This is a genomic window from Streptomyces sp. 3330 (assembly GCF_031456635.1).
Classification (GTDB): domain Bacteria; phylum Actinomycetota; class Actinomycetes; order Streptomycetales; family Streptomycetaceae; genus Streptomyces.
The window spans coordinates 120,241-140,436 of record NZ_JAVDVA010000003.1 but is presented as its reverse complement, the minus strand read 5'-3'; the positions used below and the strand labels follow the sequence as shown (position 1 = coordinate 140,436).

Sequence of the window (20,196 nt, the reverse complement as noted above, 5' to 3'; positions counted from 1 at the left end):
CGGATCGGGCGGCCCGGGCGACGAGGCGCCGCCCCGGGTCTCAGCCGTGTCGCGCGATGATCTCCCGGGTCCGCTCCTCGTCCAGTTCGTAGACCGTCTCGTGGGCGCGCGGATCCCGGGCGTGCAGGGTGTGGAACATCGGCCCCGTCGCCCCGCCCAGCTCCACCAGGGACGCGGACGCCCCACGCACCGCCCGCTCGGTGCCGGGCGCGGTGGTCAGGTCGATGCGGTTGACGACCCCGGGCGTCACCCACACCGGTACGGCGGCCAGCAGGCCGAAGAGCTGGAGATGGAAATGTCCGGTGAGCAGCACGCGGACGTCACTCCCGCGGATCACCTCCGCCAGCCCCTCGGGATCGCGCAGCCCGAAGACCCGCTGGGTCGCCGAGAGGTCGAGGCTGATCGGGGGGTGGTGGAAGGCGATGACGGTCCCCAGCTCGGCCGGCGTGCTCAACACCTCACGCAACCAGTCCAGTTGGGCCGCGCCGAGCCTGCCGTACACCTCCCCCGGCACCAGCGAGTCCAGGGTGACGAGCCGCAGGCCGCCCACCGTGCTGACGGCGGCCCGCTCGGCGCCGGGGAAGACCAGGACGGCGTCCGGGTGGCCGCTGCCCAGCACCTTGGTGAAGGCGGACCGTTCGTCGTGGTTGCCGGTGGTGTAGAAGAGCGGCGCGCCGAGAGCGCGCGCGAAACCGCCGATCAGCTCCCGCACGGTCGTGTACGCCTCCACCGAGCCGTCGTCGGCGAGATCGCCGGTGACGACGACCGCGTCCACGTCCCGCAGATGGCGGAGCTCGCCGAGCAGGAGCCGCAGGGAGTCGGCGGCGTCGACACGGCGGCCTTCGGGCCCGTCGACGCGGCCGATATGGGTGTCCGAGAGCTGAAGGATTCTCATCTCCCGGACCCTACCCGCGCGTTGACGCTCAGCTGAGGGTGCGCAGCGCGGCGGCGTCGTACGGCTTCAGCTCGTCGAGACGGCCGGCGAGCACCTTGGCCGCCCACTGGGGGTCCTGGAGCAGCGCGCGCCCGACGGCCACCATGTCGAACTCGTCGCGCTCCAGCCGGTCGAGGAGGTCGTCGATGCCCTTGACCGGGGAACCCTCGCCCGCGAAGGCCTTGAGGAAGTCGCCGTCGAGACCGACCGAGCCGACCGTGATGGTGGGCCTGCCGGTGAGCTTCTTCGTCCAGCCCGCGAGGTTGAGGTCCGAACCGTCGAACTCCGGGAGCCAGTAGCGGCGGGTGGAGGCGTGGAAGGCGTCGACACCGGCGGCGGCGAGCGGGGCGAGGATCGCCTCCAGCTCCTCCGGCGTCTCGGCGAGCCGCGCGTCGTACGCCTCCTGCTTCCACTGCGAGTAGCGGAAGATGATCGGGAACTCGGCCGAGACGGTCTCGCGCACGGCGGCCACGATCTCGACGGCGAACTTCGCGCGGGCCACGGCGTCGCCGCCGTAGGCGTCGGTGCGGCGGTTGGTGCCGGCCCACAGGAACTGGTCCACCAGGTAACCGTGGGCGCCGTGGATCTCCACGCCGTCGAAGCCGATGCGCTCGGCGGCGGCCGCGGCCTCGGCGAACGCGCCGATGACGTCGTCCAGGTCGCGCTGGGTCATCGCCTTGCCGGTGCCCTCGGTCCCGTCGACGCGGATACCGGAGGGGCCGACGGCGGGCGCGTCCGCGAACGGCGGCTCACCCTGCTTGCGCACCATCCCGATGTGCCACAGCTGCGGCACGATCTTCCCGCCGCCCGCGTGCACGGCCTCCGCGACCTTCGCCCAGCCCGCGAGCTGCTCCGCGCCGTGGAACCGGGGCACCCGGTCGCTCTGCCCCGCGGACTCGTGCCCGACGTACGTCCCCTCGGTGACGATGAGGCCGACACCGGCGGCGGCCCGGCGGCCGTAGTACGACACCACGTCCTCGCCGGGAATGCCGTCCGGGGAGAACATGCGGGTCATCGGCGCCATGGCGATGCGGTTCGGGACGGTGAGCCCGTTGAGGGACACCGGGCGGGCCAGGATGTCGGCGGCGCGCGAAGCGGCGGGCGGGGTGATGCTCACGTGGAGGGCTCCTCGGGACGGTGGGACCGGCTGGTATGTGCACATGCATTGAGTGCCTCTTCCACTGAACCCCGCCGGCCCCCCGCGTCATTCCGAACCCGACGGGACAGCTCCTGTGATCCCGGCCACGCGGCCCGGTCGCGCGGCCCGGTCGCGCGGCCCGCGCGCGAGAAAATGACGCCATGCCGAAGCCCTCGCTGCTCGCCCCTCCCGAGCTGGAACGGTCCGCTGTCGTCGCCAACAACGCCATGAACCGCGAGCGCGGCCTCACCGGCGTCAACAGCTACGCCCGGGAACTGGGCGTCGACCTCCTGGCCCAGCTGGCGCACCGTCCCGCGCCCTCCTGGCTGGACCTGTGCAGCGGCGAGGGCCGCGCCCTGCGCGAGGCCGCGTCTGCGCTGCCCGCCGGGGCGGTCCTCACCGGCGTCGACCTGGTGGGCCCGCTCGTCCCGCGGCCGGCGCCGCCCGCCCTGGAGGAGACAGTCGCCTCCGTCTCGTCCTGGACCCCGTCCCGGACGTACGACCTGATCACCTGCGTGCACGGCCTGCACTACGTCGGCGACCAGCTCGGCCTGCTCAGCCGCGCCGCGTCCTGGCTGACCGGGGACGGTCTGCTGGCCGCGCACTTCGACCCGGAGTCGGTGCGCCATGCCGACGGATCGTCCGCGGCACGACCGGCGCTGGCGGCCCTGCGCGCGGCCGGCTGGGAGTACAGCACCCGCCGTCACCGCCTCACCCTCCGGGGCGGCCGGGCGGTGCGGCTCCCGTTCCGCTACCTCGGCGCCGATCCGGCCGCCGGTCCCAACTACACGGGTCAGCCGGCCGTCGCCTCGTACTACGCCGCCGCCTGACCCGCGGCCGCTCCGACCGGTTCCGCGCCGGGAACGCCCGAGGGCGGCACCCCCGTCGAACAGGGGTGCCGCCCTCGGTCTGAAGGACAGGCGATCGACCGGAGTCGATCAGAAGTCCATGTCACCGCCCGGCATGCCGCCGCCGGCGGGCGCGGCGGCCTTCTCCGGCTTGTCGGCGATGACGGCCTCGGTGGTGAGGAACAGCGCGGCGATGGAGGCGGCGTTCTGCAGGGCAGAGCGCGTGACCTTCGCCGGGTCGATGATGCCTTCGGCGATCATGTCGACGTACTCGCCGGTCGCGGCGTTCAGGCCGTGACCGACCTGAAGGTTGCGGACCTTCTCGACGACGACGCCACCCTCGAGACCACCGTTGACGGCGATCTGCTTCAGCGGGGCCTCGAGCGCGATGCGCACGGCGTTGGCGCCGGTCGCCTCGTCACCCTCGAGCTCCAGCTTCTCGAAGACGGCGGACGCCTGGATGAGCGCAACGCCACCACCGGCGACGATGCCCTCCTCGACGGCGGCCTTCGCGTTGCGGACGGCGTCCTCGATGCGGTGCTTGCGCTCCTTGAGCTCCACCTCGGTGGCGGCGCCGGCCTTGATGACCGCGACACCGCCGGCGAGCTTCGCCAGGCGCTCCTGCAGCTTCTCGCGGTCGTAGTCCGAGTCGCTGTTCTCGATCTCGGCGCGGATCTGGTTGACCCGACCGGCGACCTGGTCCGAGGAGCCGGCACCGTCGACGATGGTGGTCTCGTCCTTGGTGATGACGACCTTGCGGGCCTTGCCGAGCAGGTCGATGGTCGTGTTCTCGAGCTTGAGACCGACCTCCTCGGAGATGACCTCGCCACCGGTGAGGATGGCGATGTCGTTCAGCATCGCCTTGCGGCGGTCGCCGAAGCCCGGGGCCTTGACCGCGACGGACTTGAAGGTGCCGCGGATCTTGTTGACGACCAGCGTCGACAGAGCCTCGCCCTCGACGTCCTCGGCGATGATCAGCAGCGGCTTGCCGCCCTGCATGACCTTCTCGAGGAGCGGGAGCAGGTCCTTGACGTTGGCGATCTTGGAGTTCGCGATCAGGATGTACGGGTCGTCGAGGACGGCCTCCATACGCTCCATGTCGGTGGCGAAGTACGCCGAGATGTAGCCCTTGTCGAAGCGCATACCCTCGGTGAGCTCCAGCTCCAGACCGAAGGTCTGGGACTCCTCGACGGTGATGACGCCTTCCTTGCCGACCTTGTCCATCGCCTCGGCGATGAGCTCGCCGATCTGGGTGTCGGCGGCGGAGATGGAGGCCGTGGAAGCGATCTGCTCCTTGGTCTCGACATCCTTGGCCTGCTCGAGCAGCGCACCGGAGACGGCCTCGACGGCCTTCTCGATGCCGCGCTTGAGGGCCATCGGGTTGGCGCCGGCGGCTACGTTGCGCAGGCCTTCCTTGACCAGGGCCTGGGCGAGGACGGTCGCGGTGGTCGTACCGTCACCGGCGACGTCGTCCGTCTTCTTGGCGACTTCCTTGACCAGCTCGGCGCCGATCTTCTCGTACGGGTCCTCGAGCTCGATCTCCTTGGCGATGGAAACACCATCGTTGGTGATCGTGGGGGCGCCCCACTTCTTCTCGAGGACGACGTTGCGGCCCTTGGGGCCGAGCGTCACCTTCACGGCGTCCGCGAGCTGGTTCATGCCGCGCTCGAGGCCGCGCCGTGCCTCCTCGTCGAACGCGATGATCTTGGCCATGTGAAGTGGTCCTCCCGGACTGGGGTGGATTGCTCCGGACCGCGCTGGCGCCCGCGACGGACGGCTCGCCGGCCGCGTGGTTCCTTGCCCCACTTGGCCTGCGGGCCTCACCGACCCGGTCCTTCTTTGTCACTCTCACCTTCAGAGTGCTAACGCCAATGATTAGCACTCGACCCATGAGAGTGCAAGCGCCTCCGCCGGACCCGTGCCCTTCCGGACACCCTCCGCAGGCGTCCGGACGACGCCTCGGCCAGGCCTCGCGGGCGCACCCGGACAGACCGAAGGGCTCGCGCCCCGTGGGGGTGCGAGCCCTTCGTCAGTTGTACAGAAGAACGACGCTTTCAGTCGGCGCGTGCTTCAGCCGGTCGCGAGCCGGACCATGTCCGCCTGCGGCCCCTTCTGACCCTGCGAGATCTCGAAATCGACCCGCTGACCCTCTTCCAGGGTGCGGTAGCCGTCCATCTGGATCGCGCTGTAGTGGACGAAAACATCCGCACCACCGTCGACCGCGATGAAGCCGTACCCCTTCTCCGCGTTGAACCATTTGACGGTGCCCTGAGCCATGCCTAACTCCCCTATTACTGGCCCTTGCACAGATCCACACTTCGCGGATCCGGGTCAGACCTCACCCCCCGGTTGGCTTGGGGGCGTGCGCCGGAACGCGTCGACCGCGGCTGAATGTATCTGTCCAACTGCCGTCTGCAACAGGTCAGTCGGACGAGAATTCCGGACGCACGGGATCCGGAATGTGGCGAGAATTCGCCTGAATTGAGGGCAAGTCGGGCCCTGCATAAGCCTCAAAAGCCACGGAAGCGGCGCGCATATTGGCTGCTTCTTGTCGGGCTCGGGGCAGAAATCAAAGGCTCCGGATCCGGTGATCCGGACCGGGTTCCCCAACTGTACCGCGCTCAACCACGCTGAATTGCCCCCTCCGCTTCTATCGCGGAGAGGGCAATTCGATGAACGCTCGGTAATCGCTGTTACCGACGGTTACTACCGACGGGTACTGAACTACGGTCAGCCGCCGGCGACGGCCGGGATGATGGAGACGCCGGCGCCGTCCGGAGTGGCCGTCTCCAGACCCTGCTCGAAGCGGACGTCGTCGTCGTTCACGTACACGTTGACGAACCGGCGCAGCTTGCCCTGGTCGTCCAGGACGCGCGCCGCGATGCCCGTGTGGTTCTTCTCCAGGTCGGCGATGACCTCGCCGAGGGTGGCTCCCTCGGCCTTCACCTCGGCCTGGCCGCCGGTGTAGGTGCGCAGGATGGTGGGGATGCGGACGTTGACGCTCATGACGCGAGGCCAGCCTCTCGGAAGGAGTCGAGGTTCGGACGGATGGTCGCGGTCAGCCCGGTGCCGGCCACCGCGTCCAGGGTCTTCAGTCCGTCGCCCGTGTTGAGGACGACGGTCGTCTTGGTCGGGTCGAGAAGACCGTTCTCGATCAGCTTGCGCGTCACACCCACGGTCACACCGCCGGCGGTCTCCGCGAAGATGCCCTCGGTCCGCGCCAGCAGCTTGATCGCGTCGACGACCTGCTCGTCGTTCACGTCCTCCACCGCGCCGCCGGTCCGCCGCGCGATGTCGAGGACGTACGGACCGTCCGCCGGGTTGCCGATGGCCAGCGACTTGGCGATGGTGTTCGGCTTCTGCGGGCGGACCACGTCGTGCCCGGCCTTGTAGGCCACGGACACCGGAGAGCAGCCCTCGGCCTGCGCGCCGAAGATCTTGTACGGCTTGTCCTCGACCAGCCCGAGCCTGATCAGCTCCTGCAGGCCCTTGTCGATCTTCGTGAGCTGGGAGCCGGAGGCGATCGGCACGACCAGCTGGTCCGGCAGCCGCCAGCCGAGCTGCTCGCAGATCTCGTACGCCAGCGTCTTGGAGCCCTCCGCGTAGTACGGCCGCAGGTTGACGTTGACGAAGCCCCAGCCCTCGCCCGCCGGGTCGCCGATGAGCTCGGAGCAGAAGCGGTTGACGTCGTCGTAGTTGCCCTCGATGCCGACGAGTTCGCCGCCGTAGATCGCGGCCATGACGACCTTGCCCTGCTCCAGGTCGTGCGGGATGAACACGCAGGACCGGAAGCCCGCCCGGGCGGCCGCGGCGCCGACGGCGCCGGCCAGGTTGCCCGTGGAGGAGCAGGAGAGCGTGGTGAAGCCGAAGGCGCGGGCGGCCTCGATGGCCTGGGCGACGACACGGTCCTTGAAGGAGTGCGTCGGGTTGCCGGAGTCGTCCTTGACGAAGAGCTTGCCGGCGTCGACGCCCAGTTCCCGGGCGAGGTTGTCGGCCTGGACGAGCTTGGTCCACCCGGGGTTGATGTTGGGCTTGTCGGCCACGTCCGCGGGGACGGGCAGCAGCGGCGCGTAGCGCCAGATGTTCGCGGGGCCCGCCTCGATGCGCTTGCGGAGCTCCTCCGTGTCGTAGGAGGAGAAGTCGTAGGCGATCTCGAGCGGGCCGAAACACTCCTCGCAGGCGAAGACCGGGCCGAGGGGCACGCGGTGGCCGCACTCGCGGCAGCTCAACGCCGAGGCCGGACCGAGGTCGACAGCAGAGGACGTCGTGGAGTCGGTGGTGCTTGCAACAGTCTGCGCAGCCATGTGAGGCGAGGCCCTTTCTCCTCATCTTCCTCACGACGCATCTCGCCGTGAGACGGATTTGGCACCTTCCCGAGCCGGGAGCCCCGCGGAGCGATCACCACGTGGATCGGTGATCGTTACGAGACCGGCTGGAGGGTTGCCGGGGCTTCATCGGGCCGTATCCCTCTGCCCCTCTGGATGAGCGGTATGAAGTTGTGAACGGGAGGAGACCTCGGACATGCGATGGTCATCCGCGTTGTTCAAGACTGTAACCGAAGGCCAGGACAGTTGAGATAGTCGTCCGAACCGCGAGATGGATCACACGGTCACCTCCCGTGCACCCGGTGTGATCACGACAGTGAGGAGCCGCAGACTGTGCTTCGAGAAACTGAGCGCTGGCTGGCCACCCGCTCCTGGTCCGTCACCGATCGTCCGCTCCACCGGATCCTGGCCGCGAAGCGCGCCACGAACCAGTCGGTGTCCGTCGTCCTGCCCGCGCTGAACGAGGAGGAGACGGTCGGTGACATCGTCGCGGTCATCCGTCACGACCTCATGCACCAGGTCCCGCTCGTCGACGAGATCGTGGTCGTCGACTCGGGATCGACCGACCGTACGTCCGAGGTGGCCGCGGCGGCCGGCGCGCGGGTCGTCCACCGGGACGACATCCTGCCGCGGATACCGGCCGTGCCCGGCAAGGGCGAGGTCCTGTGGCGCTCCCTGCTGGTCACCACCGGGGACATCGTCTGTTTCATCGACGCCGATCTGAGGGAGTTCTCCTCGGACTTCGTCACGGGGATCGTCGGCCCGCTGCTCACCGACCCCGGGGTGGATCTGGTCAAGGGCATGTACGACCGTCCGCTGGGCGGCGCGGCCGGCCAGGGCGGCCGGGTCACCGAGCTCATGGCCCGCCCGCTGCTCAACATGCACTGGCCGCAGCTGGCCGGGTTCGTGCAGCCGCTCGGCGGCGAGTACGCGGCCCGCCGCAGTCTGCTGGAGCAGCTGCCCTTCCCCGTCGGCTACGGCGTGGAGCTGGGCATGCTGGTGGACGCCCTGCACCTGGTGGGCCTGGACGCCCTCGCCCAGGTCGACATCGGCGTGCGCAAGCACCGTCACCAGGACGGACAGGCACTGGGCCGGATGGCCGCGGCCATCTACCGCACCGCCCAGCTCCGGCTGGCCCGAGGACACCTGATCCGCCCGTCCCTCACCCAGTTCGAACGGAGCACGGACGGCTTCGAGCCGCGCACCTACTCCGTGGACACCGAGGAAAGGCCGCCGATGGCGGAGATCGCGGAGTACGCGACCCGCAAGGTCGCCTGACCGCCGGACGGGCCGTATACGGCAGGGCGCCGCCACCGGCGACACGGCCGGATACGGCCCGTCCACACAGCGCGACCGTACGTTTGAGCGTTTCCCGACCGGGCTAGGTTGAGGCGTATGGCTTCCACGCACGACACTCCCGCCCGGGCCGCCGAGGTGCTGGTCGCGTCCAACCGCGGCCCGGTCTCCTACGAACTGCGCGAGGACGGCTCGCTGCACGCGAAACGCGGCGGCGGCGGGCTGGTCTCCGGCCTGTCGGCCATCGGACCCGAGGCGGGCGCCCTGTGGGTGTGCTCGGCGCTCTCCGAGGGCGACCGGGAGGCGGTCCGGCGCGGGGTCGGCGAGGAGGGCGTGCGCATGCTGGCCGTCCCGGCCGACGTGCACGCCGACGCGTACAACGGCATCGCCAACTCCGTGCTGTGGTTCGTCCACCACCTGCTCTACCAGACGCCGCTGGAGCCCACGTTCGACGCGGAGTTCCGCCGCCAGTGGGCGTCGTACGAGACCTACAACCGGGCGTTCGCGCAGGCGCTGGCCGAGGAGGCGGCGGACGGCGCGGCGGTGCTGGTCCAGGACTACCACCTGTGCCTGGTCCCCGGAATGCTGCGCGAGCTGCGCCCCGACCTGCGCATCGGACACTTCTCGCACACGCCGTGGGCGCCGGTGGACTACTTCGCGCTGCTGCCGGGGGACGTCCGTGAGCAGTTGCTGCACGGCATGCTCGGCGCGGACCGCCTGGGCTTCCTCACCCGGCGCTGGGCGGACGCGTTCACCGCGTGCTGCACGGAGTTCACCGGCGGCCCCGGCAAGACGCAGATCGGCGTGCACGGCCTCGGCGCGGACGCCGACTTCCTGCGCGAGCGCGCGCACCGGCCGGACGTCGACGAGCGCATGGCGTCCCTGCGGGCGGAGATCGGCGAGGGCCGCAAGGCGATCGTCCGCGTCGACCGCACCGAGCTGTCCAAGAACATCGTGCGCGGGCTCCTGGCCTACCGGCAGCTGCTCGACGACCACCCGGAGTGGCGCGAGCGGGTCGTCCATGTGGCCTTCGCCTACCCCTCACGGCAGGACCTCGCCGTCTACCGCGACTACACGGCCGAGGTGCAGCGCCTGGCCGAGGAGATCAACACCGCGTACGGCACGCCCGGCTGGACCCCGGTCCTGCTGAACCTCAAGGACGACTTCGCCCGCTCCCTCGCCGCCTACCGGCTGGCCGACGTGGCCCTGGTGAACCCGATCCGCGACGGCATGAACCTGGTCGCCAAGGAGGTGCCGGTCGTCTCCGACGAGGGCTGCGCGCTGGTCCTGTCCCGGGAGGCCGGGGCCTACTGGGAGCTGCGCGAGGACGCGATCACGGTGAACCCGTACGACGTCCTGGAGACCGCTCGCGCCCTGCACGAGGGGCTGACCATGAAGCCGGAGGAGCGGGCCGCGCGCACGAAGCGGCTGTCCGCTGCGGCGACCGCGCTTCCCCCGGCCCGGTGGTTCCTGGACCAGCTGAACGCCCTGCGGGAGATTCAGCCGAGCTGAGCGGCCAGCTGCCGCAGCAGCCGTACGACGCCGGCGGGCCCGTCGACGACGAGGTCCGCGCGGTCCGCCAGTTCACCGACCTCGGTGCTGCCGCTGCACACCAGCAGCCCGGGGACGCCGTCCGCGCGGAGCTTCTCCACGGCGGCGAAGGCGGGCAGGTCGCCGAGGTCGTCACCGGCGTAGAGGACGGAGCGCGCGCCGGTCTCGCGGACGTGCTCCAGCAGGGCGACGCCCTTGTCCATGCCCGGCGGGCGCAGCTCCAGGACCATCCGGCCGGGTTCGACGATCAGGCCGTGCCGGCCGGCCAGGTCGGTGAGCGGGGCCCGCAGCGCCTCGAAGGCGGCCCGGGGGTCGTCGGCGCGGCGGGTGTGGACGGCTACGGCCCGGCCGCCCTTCTCCTCGACCGAGACCCCGGGGTGGTCCCCCGCGGCGGCCAGGACCCGCGGGAGTTCGGCGCGGACGGCGGCCACGCCCGGGTGCGGGGGCGGGGCGCTCAGGGCGCCGGTGCGGGCGTCCCAGCGCTCGGCGCCGTAGTGGCCGAGGACGGAGAGGTGCTCCAGCCCTTCGGCCCCGGCGAACCCGCCGCGCCGTACGGCGACCTCGGCGGGCCGCCCGGTGATGACGGCCACGGCGGCGACCTTCGGCGCGAGGGCCGTGAGCGCGGGGACGGCGTCGGGGTGCGCCCGGGCGTCCTCCGGGTTCTCTACGATCGGGGCGAGGGTGCCGTCGAAGTCGAGCGCGACGAGCGTGCTGGAGGGCCGGCCGGTGATCGCGTCGAGTGCGGCGCGGCCCGCCGGGGTGACCGGGACGGGAAGGGAGCGGGGTCCGGGTTCCGTGGACTGCGTCTCGTGGGTGCCCATACGCCGACGATAACCAACGCGGGCCCGCGGCTAGCGCTCCCCCCGCCTCGCCTCCCGCACTCTGCGCAGCCTGTTCACCGTGACCGGGTCGTGGGCCAGCGCGCGGGGGTCGTCCAGCAGGGCGTTGAGGAGCTGGTAGTAGCGGACCGGGGAGAGGTCCAGCTCCTCGCGTATCGCCCGTTCCTTCGCGCCGGGGCCGGAGAACCCGCGCCGCTCCAGGGCGAGGACGGCCCGCTCCCCCGCCCCCAGCTCGTCCGCTTCCGCTCGCCGCTCCATGTCCGCACGGTAGCGCCCGGCACCGACAGCGGCCCGGCGGATCAGCCGTCGGAGCCGTCGTCCAGCGTCGTGGCCGTCGTCTGGAGCTCGCCCAGGACGGCGGCCGGGTCGCCGTTCGCGGTCACGGCCCGGCCGATCCGCTTCTTGATCTCGGCGCTGACCTTGGCCCAGGAGGTCCGTCCGACGGGGTAGGTCTCGGAGAGCGGGAGCTGGTCGAGGAACGGCTTGAGGTCGGCGTCCTGCTCGGCCGCGCCCATGACCAGGGAGGCGGAGGTGGTGACCGGCAGCAGGTCGTACTCGCGGGAGAAGGCCAGCACGTTCTTCTCGCTGTAGACGTAGTCGAGGAAATCACCGACCTGCTCGGCGTGCCCGTTCTGCTTGAAGGCGGTCATCCAGTCGGCGACGCCCATGGAGACCTTGGTCGGGCCGGCGACGCCGGGCATCGGCACCATGCCGAACTTCACGCCCTTGCTCTCGGCCGCCTTCATCAGCGAGGGGTGCCCGTTGAGCATGCCCACGTCGCCGGCGGCGAACGCGGCGAACGCGTCGGCCCGGTTCAGCTTGTCCGGCGCGACCGGCCCGGTGAGGCCCTTGCCGACCAGGTCGTCCTTCAGCCAGTCGAAGGTCTCGACGTTCTCGGCGGAGTCGATGCTGTAGGCGCTGACGGTCTGGGTGTAGCCGCCTCCGCCGCTGAGCAGCCACTGAAGCGTCTCGGCCTGCGCCTCCTCGGACCCGAGGGGCAGCGCGTACGGGTACTTCACGCCCTCGTCCTTGAGCGCCTTCGCGTCCTCGGCGAGCTCGTCCCAGGTGGTCGGCGGGGTCAGGCCGGCCTCGGCGAAGAGGGTCTTGTTGTAGAACAGCAGCCGCGTGGAGGAGGCGAACGGCATGCCGTACGGCACGCCCCGCACCTCGCCCGCGTCGGCGAGCTGGGACACGAAGTCGGCCTCGACGGGGATGGAGAGCAGGTCGCTCACCTTGTAGAGCCGGTCGGCGGCCGCGTAGTCGGCGTAGGCGCCGATCTGTGCCATGTCGGGGGCCTTGCCCGCGTCGACCAACGCCTTGACCTTGGCGTCCACGTCGTTCCAGGAGTAGACGGTCACGTCGACGGTGACACCGGGGTGGTCCTTCTCGTACGCCTCGACGAGCTTGTCCCAGTACTTCTTCGAGCTGTTGGCGCTGCTGTCGCCGTAGTCGGCGGCGACGAGTCTCAGCGTGACGTCGTCGGAGTCCCCGGACAGTCCGCAGCCGGTGAGGACCGCCGCCATGCCGAGTGCGGACACCCCCGCGACCGCTCCCGTGATCGTGCCTGACTTCCGTGCCCGCCGCTGCACCGTGACGCTCCCCGATTGATTGATCATACCAATGGACCGTTATCCGGACTAAGGTCTACACCACTCATGTGGACTAGACCTCTTTCGGGTCTCCGGGGCCGCACGGTACCCCCAAGACCCGCGAGTGGACTAGACCTCTCGCGGGTCCGCGGTCCACACTGTCCCCGTGAGACATGTCATCGCCCTCGACGTGGGCGGCACCGGGATGAAGGCCGCCCTGGTCGGCGCGGACGGCGCACTGCTGCACCGGGCCCGCCGGCCCACCGGCCGTGAGCGCGGACCCGACGCGGTCGTCGCCGGCATCCTCGACTTCGCCGTCGAGCTGCGTGATCACGGCGTCCGGCAGTTCGGCGGGCCCGCGGCCGCGGCCGGCGTCGCCGTGCCCGGGATCGTCGACGAGGCGAACGGCGTCGCCGCCTACGCGGCCAACCTGGGCTGGCGGGACGTGCCCCTGCGCGCGCTGCTCGCCGACCGCCTCGACGCACCCGTCGCCCTCGGGCACGACGTGCGCACCGGCGGCCTCGCCGAGGGCCGGATCGGCGCGGGCCGGGGCGCGGACCGGTTCCTGTTCGTGGCGCTGGGCACCGGCATCGCGGGCGCGATCGGCGTCGAGGGCCGGGTCGAGGCGGGCGCCCACGGCTTCGCGGGCGAGATCGGCCACATCGTCGTACGGCCCGGCGGCATCCCGTGCCCGTGCGGACAGCACGGCTGCCTGGAGCGCTTCGCGTCGGCGGCGGCGGTCAGCGAGGCTTGGGCGGCGGCCTGCGGGGACCCGGAGGCGGACGCGGCGGACTGCGCCAAGGCCGTCATGTCCGGCGACCCGAACGCCGTCCGGGTCTGGCAGACGGCCGTGGACGCGCTCGCCGACGGCCTGGTCACCGCCCTCACCCTGCTGGACCCCCGCACGCTCGTCATCGGTGGCGGCCTCGCGGAGGCGGGGGAAACCTTGTTCACACCACTGCGGGACGCGGTCCGCCGACGGGTGACCTTCCAGAAACTGCCGGAGATCGTCCCGGCGGCCCTGGGCGACACCGCAGGCTGCCTGGGCGCGGGCCTCCTGGCCTGGGATCTCCTCGACACAACCGACGGTACGGAGGTAACACCCTGATGGCCACCCCCCTAGGGGCGCGGGGAACTGCGCAACGATCCACGACGCGCCCGCAGGTACTCACCGGCGCCAGGGTGGTACTGCCGACGGGCACGGTCCCCGACGGCCGCCTGACGATCGACGGCACGAGGATCGCCGCCGAGGACCCGCACGGTACCCCGCGGGGTACCGCCCAGGTGATCGACGTGACGGGCCACTGGCTGGTCCCCGGCTTCGTCGACCTGCACAACCACGGCGGCGGCGGAGCCTCCTTCTCCGGCACGGCGGAGGACGTCCAGAAGGCCATCCACACCCACCGTCTGCACGGCACCACCACCCTCGTCGCCTCCACCGTCACCGACGACATGGACTTCCTGGTCCGCCAGGCCGGCCTGCTGAGCGAGCTGGCCGAACAGGGCGACCTGGCCGGAATCCACTTCGAGGGCCCGTTCATCTCGCCGTGCCGCAAGGGCGCGCACTCCGAGGCGCTGCTGCGCGACCCCGACCCGGCGGAGGTGCGCAAGCTGATCGACGCGGCACGCGGCCGGGCCAGGATGGTCACCCTCGCGACGGAACTCCCCGGTGGCCTGGACTCCGTGCGCCTGCTCGCCGAGCACGGCGTGATCGCCGCCGTCGGGCACACGGACGCGACGTACGAGCAGACGGTTCAGGCCATCGACGCGGGAGCCACCGTCGCCACACATCTCTTCAACGCGATGCCGCCGCTCGGCCACCGCGCCCCCGGGCCCATCGCCGCCCTCCTGGAGGACGAGCGGGTGACGGTCGAGCTGATCAACGACGGCACGCACCTGCACCCGGCCGCCCTGGAGCTGGCGTTCCGTCACGCGGGCCCGGGCCGGGTGGCGTTCATCACCGACGCGATGGACGCGGCCGGCATCGGCGACGGCCGCTATCTCCTCGGCCCGCTGGAGGTCGAGGTCAGCGAGGGTGTGGCCCGGCTGGTGGAAGGCGGCTCGATCGCGGGGTCCACCCTCACCCAGGACCGCGCCTTCCAGCGGGCGGTGACGATCGACCGGCTGCCGGTCGAGCACGTGGTCGCCGCGCTGTCCGCCAACCCCGCCCGGCTGCTGGGCATCGACGACACGGTGGGGTCGCTGGAGCCGGGCAAGGACGCCGACCTGGTCCTGCTGGACGAGAACTTCGAGCTCAAGGGCGTGATGCGCAAGGGGAACTGGGTGGTCGATCCCCAACTGGACTGAATCGTCCCCCCGCACAGGAACGGTGGCCGACCCGCGCTCTGGGCCGGTCGCCGTCTCTTTGGCATGATCAGGCCTCCGGAAGCCGCACAGGTCCGGGACCGTTCACGTACGCATGCCATCCGGGGGAGGCCGCCAGGTGATCCTCACCGTCACCCTGAACACCGCTCTCGACCTCACCTATCACGTGCCCGCGCTGCGGCCGCACGCCTCGCACCGGGTGACCCACGTGCGCGAACGGCCCGGCGGCAAGGGGCTGAACGTCGCCCGGGTGCTGGCGGCCCTCGGCCACGACGTGACCGTGACCGGTTTCGCGGGCGGCCCCACCGGCCGCGTCGTACAGGAACGGCTCACCGCCGCGACCGGGATCGTCGACGCGCTCGTGCCGGTCTCCGGGGCCACCCGCCGCACGGTCGCCGTCGTCGACGCCCGCACCGGCGACACGACCCAGCTGAACGAACCGGGCCCGGTCATCGCGCCGGCCGAGTGGTCCGCCTTCCAGGAGGCGTACGAGGATCTGCTGGCCGACGCCGACGCGGTGGCCCTGTGCGGCAGCCTGCCGCCGGGCGTCCCGGTGGGCGCGTACGCGGTCCTGGTGCGCCGGGCCCGGGCCGCGGGCGTCCCCGTGCTGCTGGACACGAGCGGAGAGCCGTTGCGCCGGGGGGTCGCCGCCCGCCCGGACATCATCAAGCCGAACGCCGTCGAACTGGCCGAGCTCACCGGCTCGCACGAACCGTTGCAGGCGACCCGGGACGCCCGCAGGCGCGGCGCGCACGCCGTCGTGGCCTCGCTGGGCGCCGAAGGCTTCCTCGCGGTCACCCCGGAGGGCCGCTGGCGCGCCGCCCCGCCCCGCCGCCTCCACGGCAACCCGGCCGGCGCGGGCGACTCGGCGGTCGCGGGCCTGCTGTCCGGCCTGGTGGAACGTCTGCCCTGGCCGGAGCGCCTGTCCCGCGCGGCGGCCCTGTCGGCGGCGACCGTGACGGCCCCGGCGGCAGGCGAGTTCGACCGCGCCGCCTACGAGGAGCTGCTCGGCCGGATCACGGTGGCCGCGGAGATCACCGCGGCCTGAACCCGGGGGCTCACCGCTTGACTTGGCCCGCCTTCACCCACAACTGGTCCAGCAGGACGTTGCACTTGTCGCCGTCCTGGCAGGACAGGGTGAGCGTGTTGGTGCCCTTGGTGAGCGTGGGATACGTGTAGCTCGTCGTCCAGCCCTTGACGAAGTCTCCGGCGGGCGCCTTGGCGTAGTTCTTGAGGGGGAACTTGCTGCCGAAGGTCTTGCCGTTGACCGTGAGCGTCATCTCCTGGTCCTCACCCGGGACGCTGTAGTGCGCGAAGAGGGTGTAATCGCCGTCCGACGGAACGCCGTTGACCGTCCAGGTGACCGAGTTGCCGACCTGGTTGAGGTTGCCGACGTAGACCCCGCCGTCCGCCTGCGCGCCCTCGACGTCCGAGGCCAGGGCGGCGCTGCCGCCGAGGTTCAGCGCCTTCGCGTCCACCGGCGGGATCTCGGCCTTGTCCTCGTCGCCGGCGGCCGAATCGCTGGGCGAGGGGCTCGCGGAGGCGGAGGCCGAGGCGGAGGGCTGGTTGCCCGCCTCGTCGCCGTCGGAGCCGTCGTCGCCGTTCGCCATGGCGACCGCGATGCCGATCACGACCGCGGCGACCACCGCGACCGCGCCGATCAGCAGACCCTTGGTGTTGGGGCCGCGACCGCGGCCGCCGCCCTGCGGGGCCTGCCGGCCGGTGGAGGGTCCGCCGCCGCCGAAGTTCTCGGGCGCCGCGTAGTGCGCGTTCGGCTGGCCGTACCCGCCCTGCTGCTGAGGCACCGTCGGGGCCTGCCCGTACTGCGCCGTCTGCTGCTGCCCGTACTGGCGCTCGCCGACCGCGCGCACTCTGCTGACGGAGTTGGGGTAGCCGTAGCCACCACCGGAGGGCGGCTGCGCGCCGTTGGCCTGGCCGTCGGCGTAGAGGTAGCCGAACGGGTCGTCGTCCTCGGGCGTACTCGCGCCGTTGTTGCCGGACGTCATCCCTTGGTACTCCTCAGCAAGTGCGGGTCGGATGCGATGGTGCGGTCAGACTGGCGAGCCTACCCGCTTCGGATGGCCCAAACAGGTGACTCTGCTCGCACCGACCCGCTGACCTGGTGATCATCCCGCACGCCGATGCTGTTTGGGACGAGATCGTTTCTCGACGTACATGCGCTCGTCGGCGGACTTCAGCACTTCGTCCGCGGTCATCCCGCAATGTGCCCAGCCGATGCCGAAGCTCGCGCCCACCCGCACGGCCCGGCCCTCGGCGCGGATCGGCTGGATGATCTCGTTGCGCAGCCGTACCGCCAGGTCGGCCGCGTCGGCGCGGCCGAGGCCGTCGGCGAGGATCACGAACTCGTCGCCGCCGAGCCGGGCGACCGTGTCGCCGTCGCGGACCTGCCGGGAGAGCCGGCGGGCGACCTCGATGAGCACCGCGTCGCCGGCGTTGTGGCCGAACCGGTCGTTGATCGACTTGAAGCCGTCGAGGTCGCAGAAGAGGACCGCGAGCCCCTTGGTGCCGTCGTCGCGCCCCTCCTCGGGGGCGGCGGTGTGCACATGGTGGTCGTAGCCGTCGAAGGTCTCGGTGCCGGCGGGCCGGTAGTCGAAGCCGTGCCCGTTGGCGTCGAAGGCGGCGTGGCCGTAGGCCGTGTCCATGGCGTCGACGGCGGCGGGGTGGGTGGACTGGGGGCGCTGACAGAGCCGGGCGGCGAGCCGCGAGCGCAGTTCGGCGGAGTTCGGCAGTCCGGTGAGGGAGTCGTGCGAGGCGCGGTGGGCGAGCTGGAGCTCGCGGCGCTTGCGGTCCTCTATGTCCTCGACGTGGGTGAGCAGGAAGCGCGGCCCGTCGGCGGCGTCGGCGACGACCGAGTTGCGGAGGCTGACCCAGACGTAGGTGCCGTCCCGGCGGCCGAGGCGGAGTTCGGCGCGGCCGCCCTCGGCGGAGGTGCGGAGCAGGGTGCCTATGTCCTCGGGGTGGACGAGGTCGGAGAAGGAGTAGCGGCGCATCGCGGAGGCGGGGCGGCCCAGCAGGCGGCACAGGGCGTCGTTGGTCCGGAGTATTCGCCCGTGCTGGTCGCCGCCCATCTCGGCTATCGCCATGCCGGAGGGGGCGTACTCGAAGGCCTGCCGGAAGCTTTCCTCGCTGGCCCGCAGGGCCTGCTGCTCGCGTTCCAGCCGGACCAGCGCCCGCTGCATATTCGCACGTAGACGCGCGTTGCTCAGGGCGATGGCGGCCTGGAAGGCGTACATCTGGAGGGCTTCGCGCCCCCACGCGCCGGGCCGCCGGCCGTTGCGCGGGCGGTCCACGGACAGGACGCCTATCAGCTCGCCGCAGGCGCCGCCGCTGCCCGGCGCGGCGGGCATGTACATGGGGGCGAAGAGGCGGTCCGAGGGGTGCCACTCGTCCTCGAAGCGGGGCGCGGGCCCGTCGGTGTACCACTGGGGCACGTCGTCGTCGTCGAGGACCCAGCCCTCGGAGTGCGGGATGAAGATCAGGTCGCCCCAGGTCTCCCCCATGGCGAGGCGCCGGTCCCAGGAATCGCGTGAGCCGACCCGGCCGGTGATCAGGGCCTCGGCGGCCGGGTTGCCGGCGAAGGCGGCGACCACGAGATCACCGTCGGGGCGCACGAGGTTGACGCACGCGAGCTCGTACCCGAGCGCCGTGACCACGCCGTCGGCGACGGTCTGCAAGGTGTCGGCCAGACTGCGGGCCGTGTTCATGTCGGCCATGACCTGGTGCAGCTGTCGCAGGGACGCAAGGCGGACGTAAGGCTCCGACTCGGTCTCCATGTGTTTCGCCCTCCCCCCGAGACTTCGCAGCGAATCAAGGGTTGTCTTCGGCGTAACGTCGTTTCTGGTGCTGTGTTGTCGGTGTGTGTCTCCTTGTGACGCCTCCGCCACTGAATCACAGCGCGCTGCCCACTCGGTACACAGGGTCAACAATTAATGCTTCTTGTGACTCAAGTCACATGTGAAGATGAACATTTGAGTAGAGTTTCCGCGTTTTCCTGTGTGTTTCCTGAACACGGACAGACACGAAGACGCCCGGACGGGGACCGGAATCGGCGCCGGAGGTCATCGGTCCAGGGTCCTACGACCCTGTTCGGGCGGAGGTCCGATGCGCCGCCCACCGGACGGACATTAGCGTTTCGGGCATGCCGCCAGACGTACTCGCGCCGACCGCGCCCCAGCCCGTGCCCCCCTCCCTCTCCAGGCATGCTGAGGGAGTGAGCAACGACGAGTTCCGCGCCGCCATGTCCCGGCTCGCCGACGGCGTGGTCCTGGTGACCGCCCGGGAGCCGTCCCTCGACCCGGACGACCCCGGGGCGCCGGACGCCGAGGACGTCGGCATGACCGCGACGGCCTTCATGTCGGTCTCCCTGGACCCGCCGTTGGTTCTGGTCAGCCTGCGCACGGGCTCCCGGATGGACGACCTGCTCGACGAGCAGCCCCTGTGGGCGGTGTCGGTGCTCTCCGAGAGCCAGCGGCAGATCGCCGGCCGCTTCGCCATGAAGGGCCGCATCAGCGACCGGCTGCTCTTCGAGGACCTCCCGTACGCGCGCGGCGAGGTGGCCGGGGCGCCCCTGCTCGACGGCGCCCTGGCGACCCTGGAGTGCCGCACCGAACAGCGGGTCACGGCGGGCGACCACACGCTGGTGATCGGCCGCGTGCTGACCGCCTCGGTGCCGAACGCGGACAGCGGGCCGCTGATGTATTTCCGGGGCCGTTACCGGCAGTTGGGCTGACCCGGAAATGCCGTGGCCGCCGGACCGGCGGCCCGCCTAGGGTGCCCGTATGACGACTTCAGGGCCTCGTCTCGAGGACATCACTCCCGCGAATTTCGAGGCGGCGACCGGCATTCGGGTCCGCCCCGACCAGGAGTTCGCGGTGTCTCCGGTGATGCAGTCGCTCGCGGAGGCCCAGGTGCATCCCGCGGGGGTCGCCTGGCCGCGTCTGATCATGGACGGCGACCGGGCGGTCGGCTTTGTGATGGCCTTCGTCGACATCGACTGGAACGGACGCGGCGACGGCGGCCCGGTGCGTTCCGGACTGTGGCGGCTGAACATCGCAGCCGCCGAACAGGGCCGTGGATACGGCCGGTTCGCCGTGGAGTCCGTCGCCGCGGAACTGCGCCGCCGGGGCGCCGAGGAGATGTACGTGACCTGGCACGAGGGCGAGAACGGTCCCGCGGACTTCTATCTCGGGCTGGGCTTCCGGAAGAACGGCGAGACCAGCGAGGGCGAAACGGTCGGCGTCCTCACCCTGACCTGACCTGACCAGCCGGCCCGGATCCCGCCCGGCCGCCCGGCACGGCATGTCCGGTCCCCGGGACCACCGTACGGCCCC

General features: G+C 71.3%; 19 protein-coding genes and 1 riboswitch. Of the genes, 8 read left to right on the top strand and 11 right to left on the bottom strand.

What is annotated here, in order from left to right:
- Positions 1-40: 40 nt before the first annotated feature.
- Both J2X68_RS06580 and J2X68_RS06575 read right to left on the bottom strand, forming a co-directional pair.
- Positions 41-895: a metallophosphoesterase gene (locus tag J2X68_RS06580; RefSeq protein ID WP_310431489.1), complete on the bottom strand. Its 855-nt coding sequence runs from the start codon at positions 893-895 to the stop codon at positions 41-43.
- A 28-nt stretch (positions 896-923) separates the two neighbouring features.
- Complete coding sequence (locus tag J2X68_RS06575) at positions 924-2,096, bottom strand: NADH:flavin oxidoreductase (RefSeq protein WP_399039402.1); 1,173 nt, start codon at positions 2,094-2,096, stop codon at positions 924-926.
- Positions 2,097-2,233: 137 nt separating this feature from the next.
- On the opposite strand from J2X68_RS06575, the gene J2X68_RS06570 reads away from it, so the two are divergent.
- On the top strand, positions 2,234-2,902 hold the full coding sequence (locus J2X68_RS06570; protein ID WP_310431487.1) for a methyltransferase domain-containing protein: 669 nt from the start codon (positions 2,234-2,236) through the stop codon (positions 2,900-2,902).
- 108 nt (positions 2,903-3,010) lie between these two features.
- Here the strand turns inward: J2X68_RS06570 and groL are convergent, their stop codons facing one another.
- From groL to thrC, 4 genes are all read right to left on the bottom strand, one after another.
- A complete protein-coding gene (gene groL, locus J2X68_RS06565; RefSeq protein ID WP_310431486.1) occupies positions 3,011-4,633 on the bottom strand; it encodes a chaperonin GroEL in 1,623 nt (540 codons plus the stop codon).
- Between the two features lie 357 nt (positions 4,634-4,990).
- Positions 4,991-5,197: a cold-shock protein gene (locus J2X68_RS06560; protein ID WP_007493268.1), complete on the bottom strand. Its 207-nt coding sequence runs from the start codon at positions 5,195-5,197 to the stop codon at positions 4,991-4,993.
- A 453-nt stretch (positions 5,198-5,650) separates the two neighbouring features.
- Positions 5,651-5,926, bottom strand: coding sequence for a ubiquitin-like small modifier protein 1 (locus J2X68_RS06555; RefSeq protein WP_171397997.1), 276 nt, complete (start codon positions 5,924-5,926; stop codon positions 5,651-5,653).
- Positions 5,923-7,224 (bottom strand): threonine synthase, encoded by a 1,302-nt coding sequence (gene thrC, locus J2X68_RS06550; protein ID WP_310431485.1) that lies wholly within the window; start codon positions 7,222-7,224, stop codon positions 5,923-5,925. The genes J2X68_RS06555 and thrC overlap by 4 nt, the downstream gene beginning before the upstream one ends.
- 18 nt (positions 7,225-7,242) lie before the next feature.
- Positions 7,243-7,408: riboswitch (SAM riboswitch) on the bottom strand.
- Between the two features lie 170 nt (positions 7,409-7,578).
- On the opposite strand from thrC, the gene J2X68_RS06545 reads away from it, so the two are divergent.
- Together J2X68_RS06545 and J2X68_RS06540 are read left to right on the top strand one after the other, a co-directional pair.
- The gene (locus J2X68_RS06545) at positions 7,579-8,523 is read left to right on the top strand and encodes a glucosyl-3-phosphoglycerate synthase (RefSeq protein ID WP_310431484.1); all 945 of its coding nucleotides are present in this window, start codon (positions 7,579-7,581) and stop codon (positions 8,521-8,523) included.
- Positions 8,524-8,640: 117 nt separating this feature from the next.
- On the top strand, positions 8,641-10,053 hold the full coding sequence (locus tag J2X68_RS06540; RefSeq protein ID WP_310431483.1) for a trehalose-6-phosphate synthase: 1,413 nt from the start codon (positions 8,641-8,643) through the stop codon (positions 10,051-10,053).
- Here J2X68_RS06540 and otsB read toward each other — a convergent pair.
- Genes otsB through J2X68_RS06525 form a run of 3 tightly spaced genes read right to left on the bottom strand, consistent with a single transcriptional unit; the run spans position 10,041 to position 12,454 of the window.
- Complete coding sequence (gene otsB, locus J2X68_RS06535; protein WP_310431482.1) at positions 10,041-10,913, bottom strand: trehalose-phosphatase; 873 nt, start codon at positions 10,911-10,913, stop codon at positions 10,041-10,043. The two genes, J2X68_RS06540 and otsB, sit on opposite strands and share 13 nt — an antisense overlap.
- A 30-nt stretch (positions 10,914-10,943) precedes the next feature.
- Positions 10,944-11,189 (bottom strand): DUF3263 domain-containing protein, encoded by a 246-nt coding sequence (locus J2X68_RS06530; RefSeq protein ID WP_310431481.1) that lies wholly within the window; start codon positions 11,187-11,189, stop codon positions 10,944-10,946.
- Positions 11,190-11,230: 41 nt separating this feature from the next.
- On the bottom strand, positions 11,231-12,454 hold the full coding sequence (locus J2X68_RS06525; protein WP_310431752.1) for an extracellular solute-binding protein: 1,224 nt from the start codon (positions 12,452-12,454) through the stop codon (positions 11,231-11,233).
- Positions 12,455-12,686: 232 nt separating this feature from the next.
- Between J2X68_RS06525 and J2X68_RS06520 the strand changes: the two genes are divergently transcribed.
- From J2X68_RS06520 to J2X68_RS06510, 3 genes are all read left to right on the top strand, one after another.
- A complete protein-coding gene (locus J2X68_RS06520; RefSeq protein WP_310431480.1) occupies positions 12,687-13,628 on the top strand; it encodes an ROK family protein in 942 nt (313 codons plus the stop codon).
- Positions 13,628-14,827, top strand: coding sequence for an N-acetylglucosamine-6-phosphate deacetylase (gene nagA / locus J2X68_RS06515; protein WP_310431479.1), 1,200 nt, complete (start codon positions 13,628-13,630; stop codon positions 14,825-14,827). The genes J2X68_RS06520 and nagA overlap by 1 nt, the downstream gene beginning before the upstream one ends.
- Positions 14,828-14,963: 136 nt before the next feature.
- The gene (locus J2X68_RS06510; protein ID WP_310431751.1) at positions 14,964-15,893 is read left to right on the top strand and encodes a 1-phosphofructokinase family hexose kinase; all 930 of its coding nucleotides are present in this window, start codon (positions 14,964-14,966) and stop codon (positions 15,891-15,893) included.
- Between the two features lie 10 nt (positions 15,894-15,903).
- On the opposite strand, the gene J2X68_RS06505 is transcribed toward J2X68_RS06510, so the two are convergent.
- Both J2X68_RS06505 and cdgB read right to left on the bottom strand, forming a co-directional pair.
- Positions 15,904-16,851 (bottom strand): carbohydrate-binding protein, encoded by a 948-nt coding sequence (locus tag J2X68_RS06505; protein WP_310431478.1) that lies wholly within the window; start codon positions 16,849-16,851, stop codon positions 15,904-15,906.
- A 120-nt stretch (positions 16,852-16,971) separates the two neighbouring features.
- Positions 16,972-18,639 (bottom strand): diguanylate cyclase CdgB, encoded by a 1,668-nt coding sequence (gene cdgB / locus J2X68_RS06500; RefSeq protein WP_310431477.1) that lies wholly within the window; start codon positions 18,637-18,639, stop codon positions 16,972-16,974.
- A gap of 365 nt (positions 18,640-19,004) precedes the next feature.
- Here cdgB and J2X68_RS06495 point away from each other — a divergent pair, with 365 nt between their 5' ends.
- Positions 19,005-19,595, top strand: coding sequence for a flavin reductase family protein (locus J2X68_RS06495; RefSeq protein WP_310431476.1), 591 nt, complete (start codon positions 19,005-19,007; stop codon positions 19,593-19,595).
- Between the two features lie 49 nt (positions 19,596-19,644).
- Entirely contained in the window at positions 19,645-20,121 is a 477-nt protein-coding gene (locus J2X68_RS06490) for a GNAT family N-acetyltransferase (RefSeq protein WP_310431475.1), read from the top strand.
- Positions 20,122-20,196 lie beyond the last annotated feature (75 nt).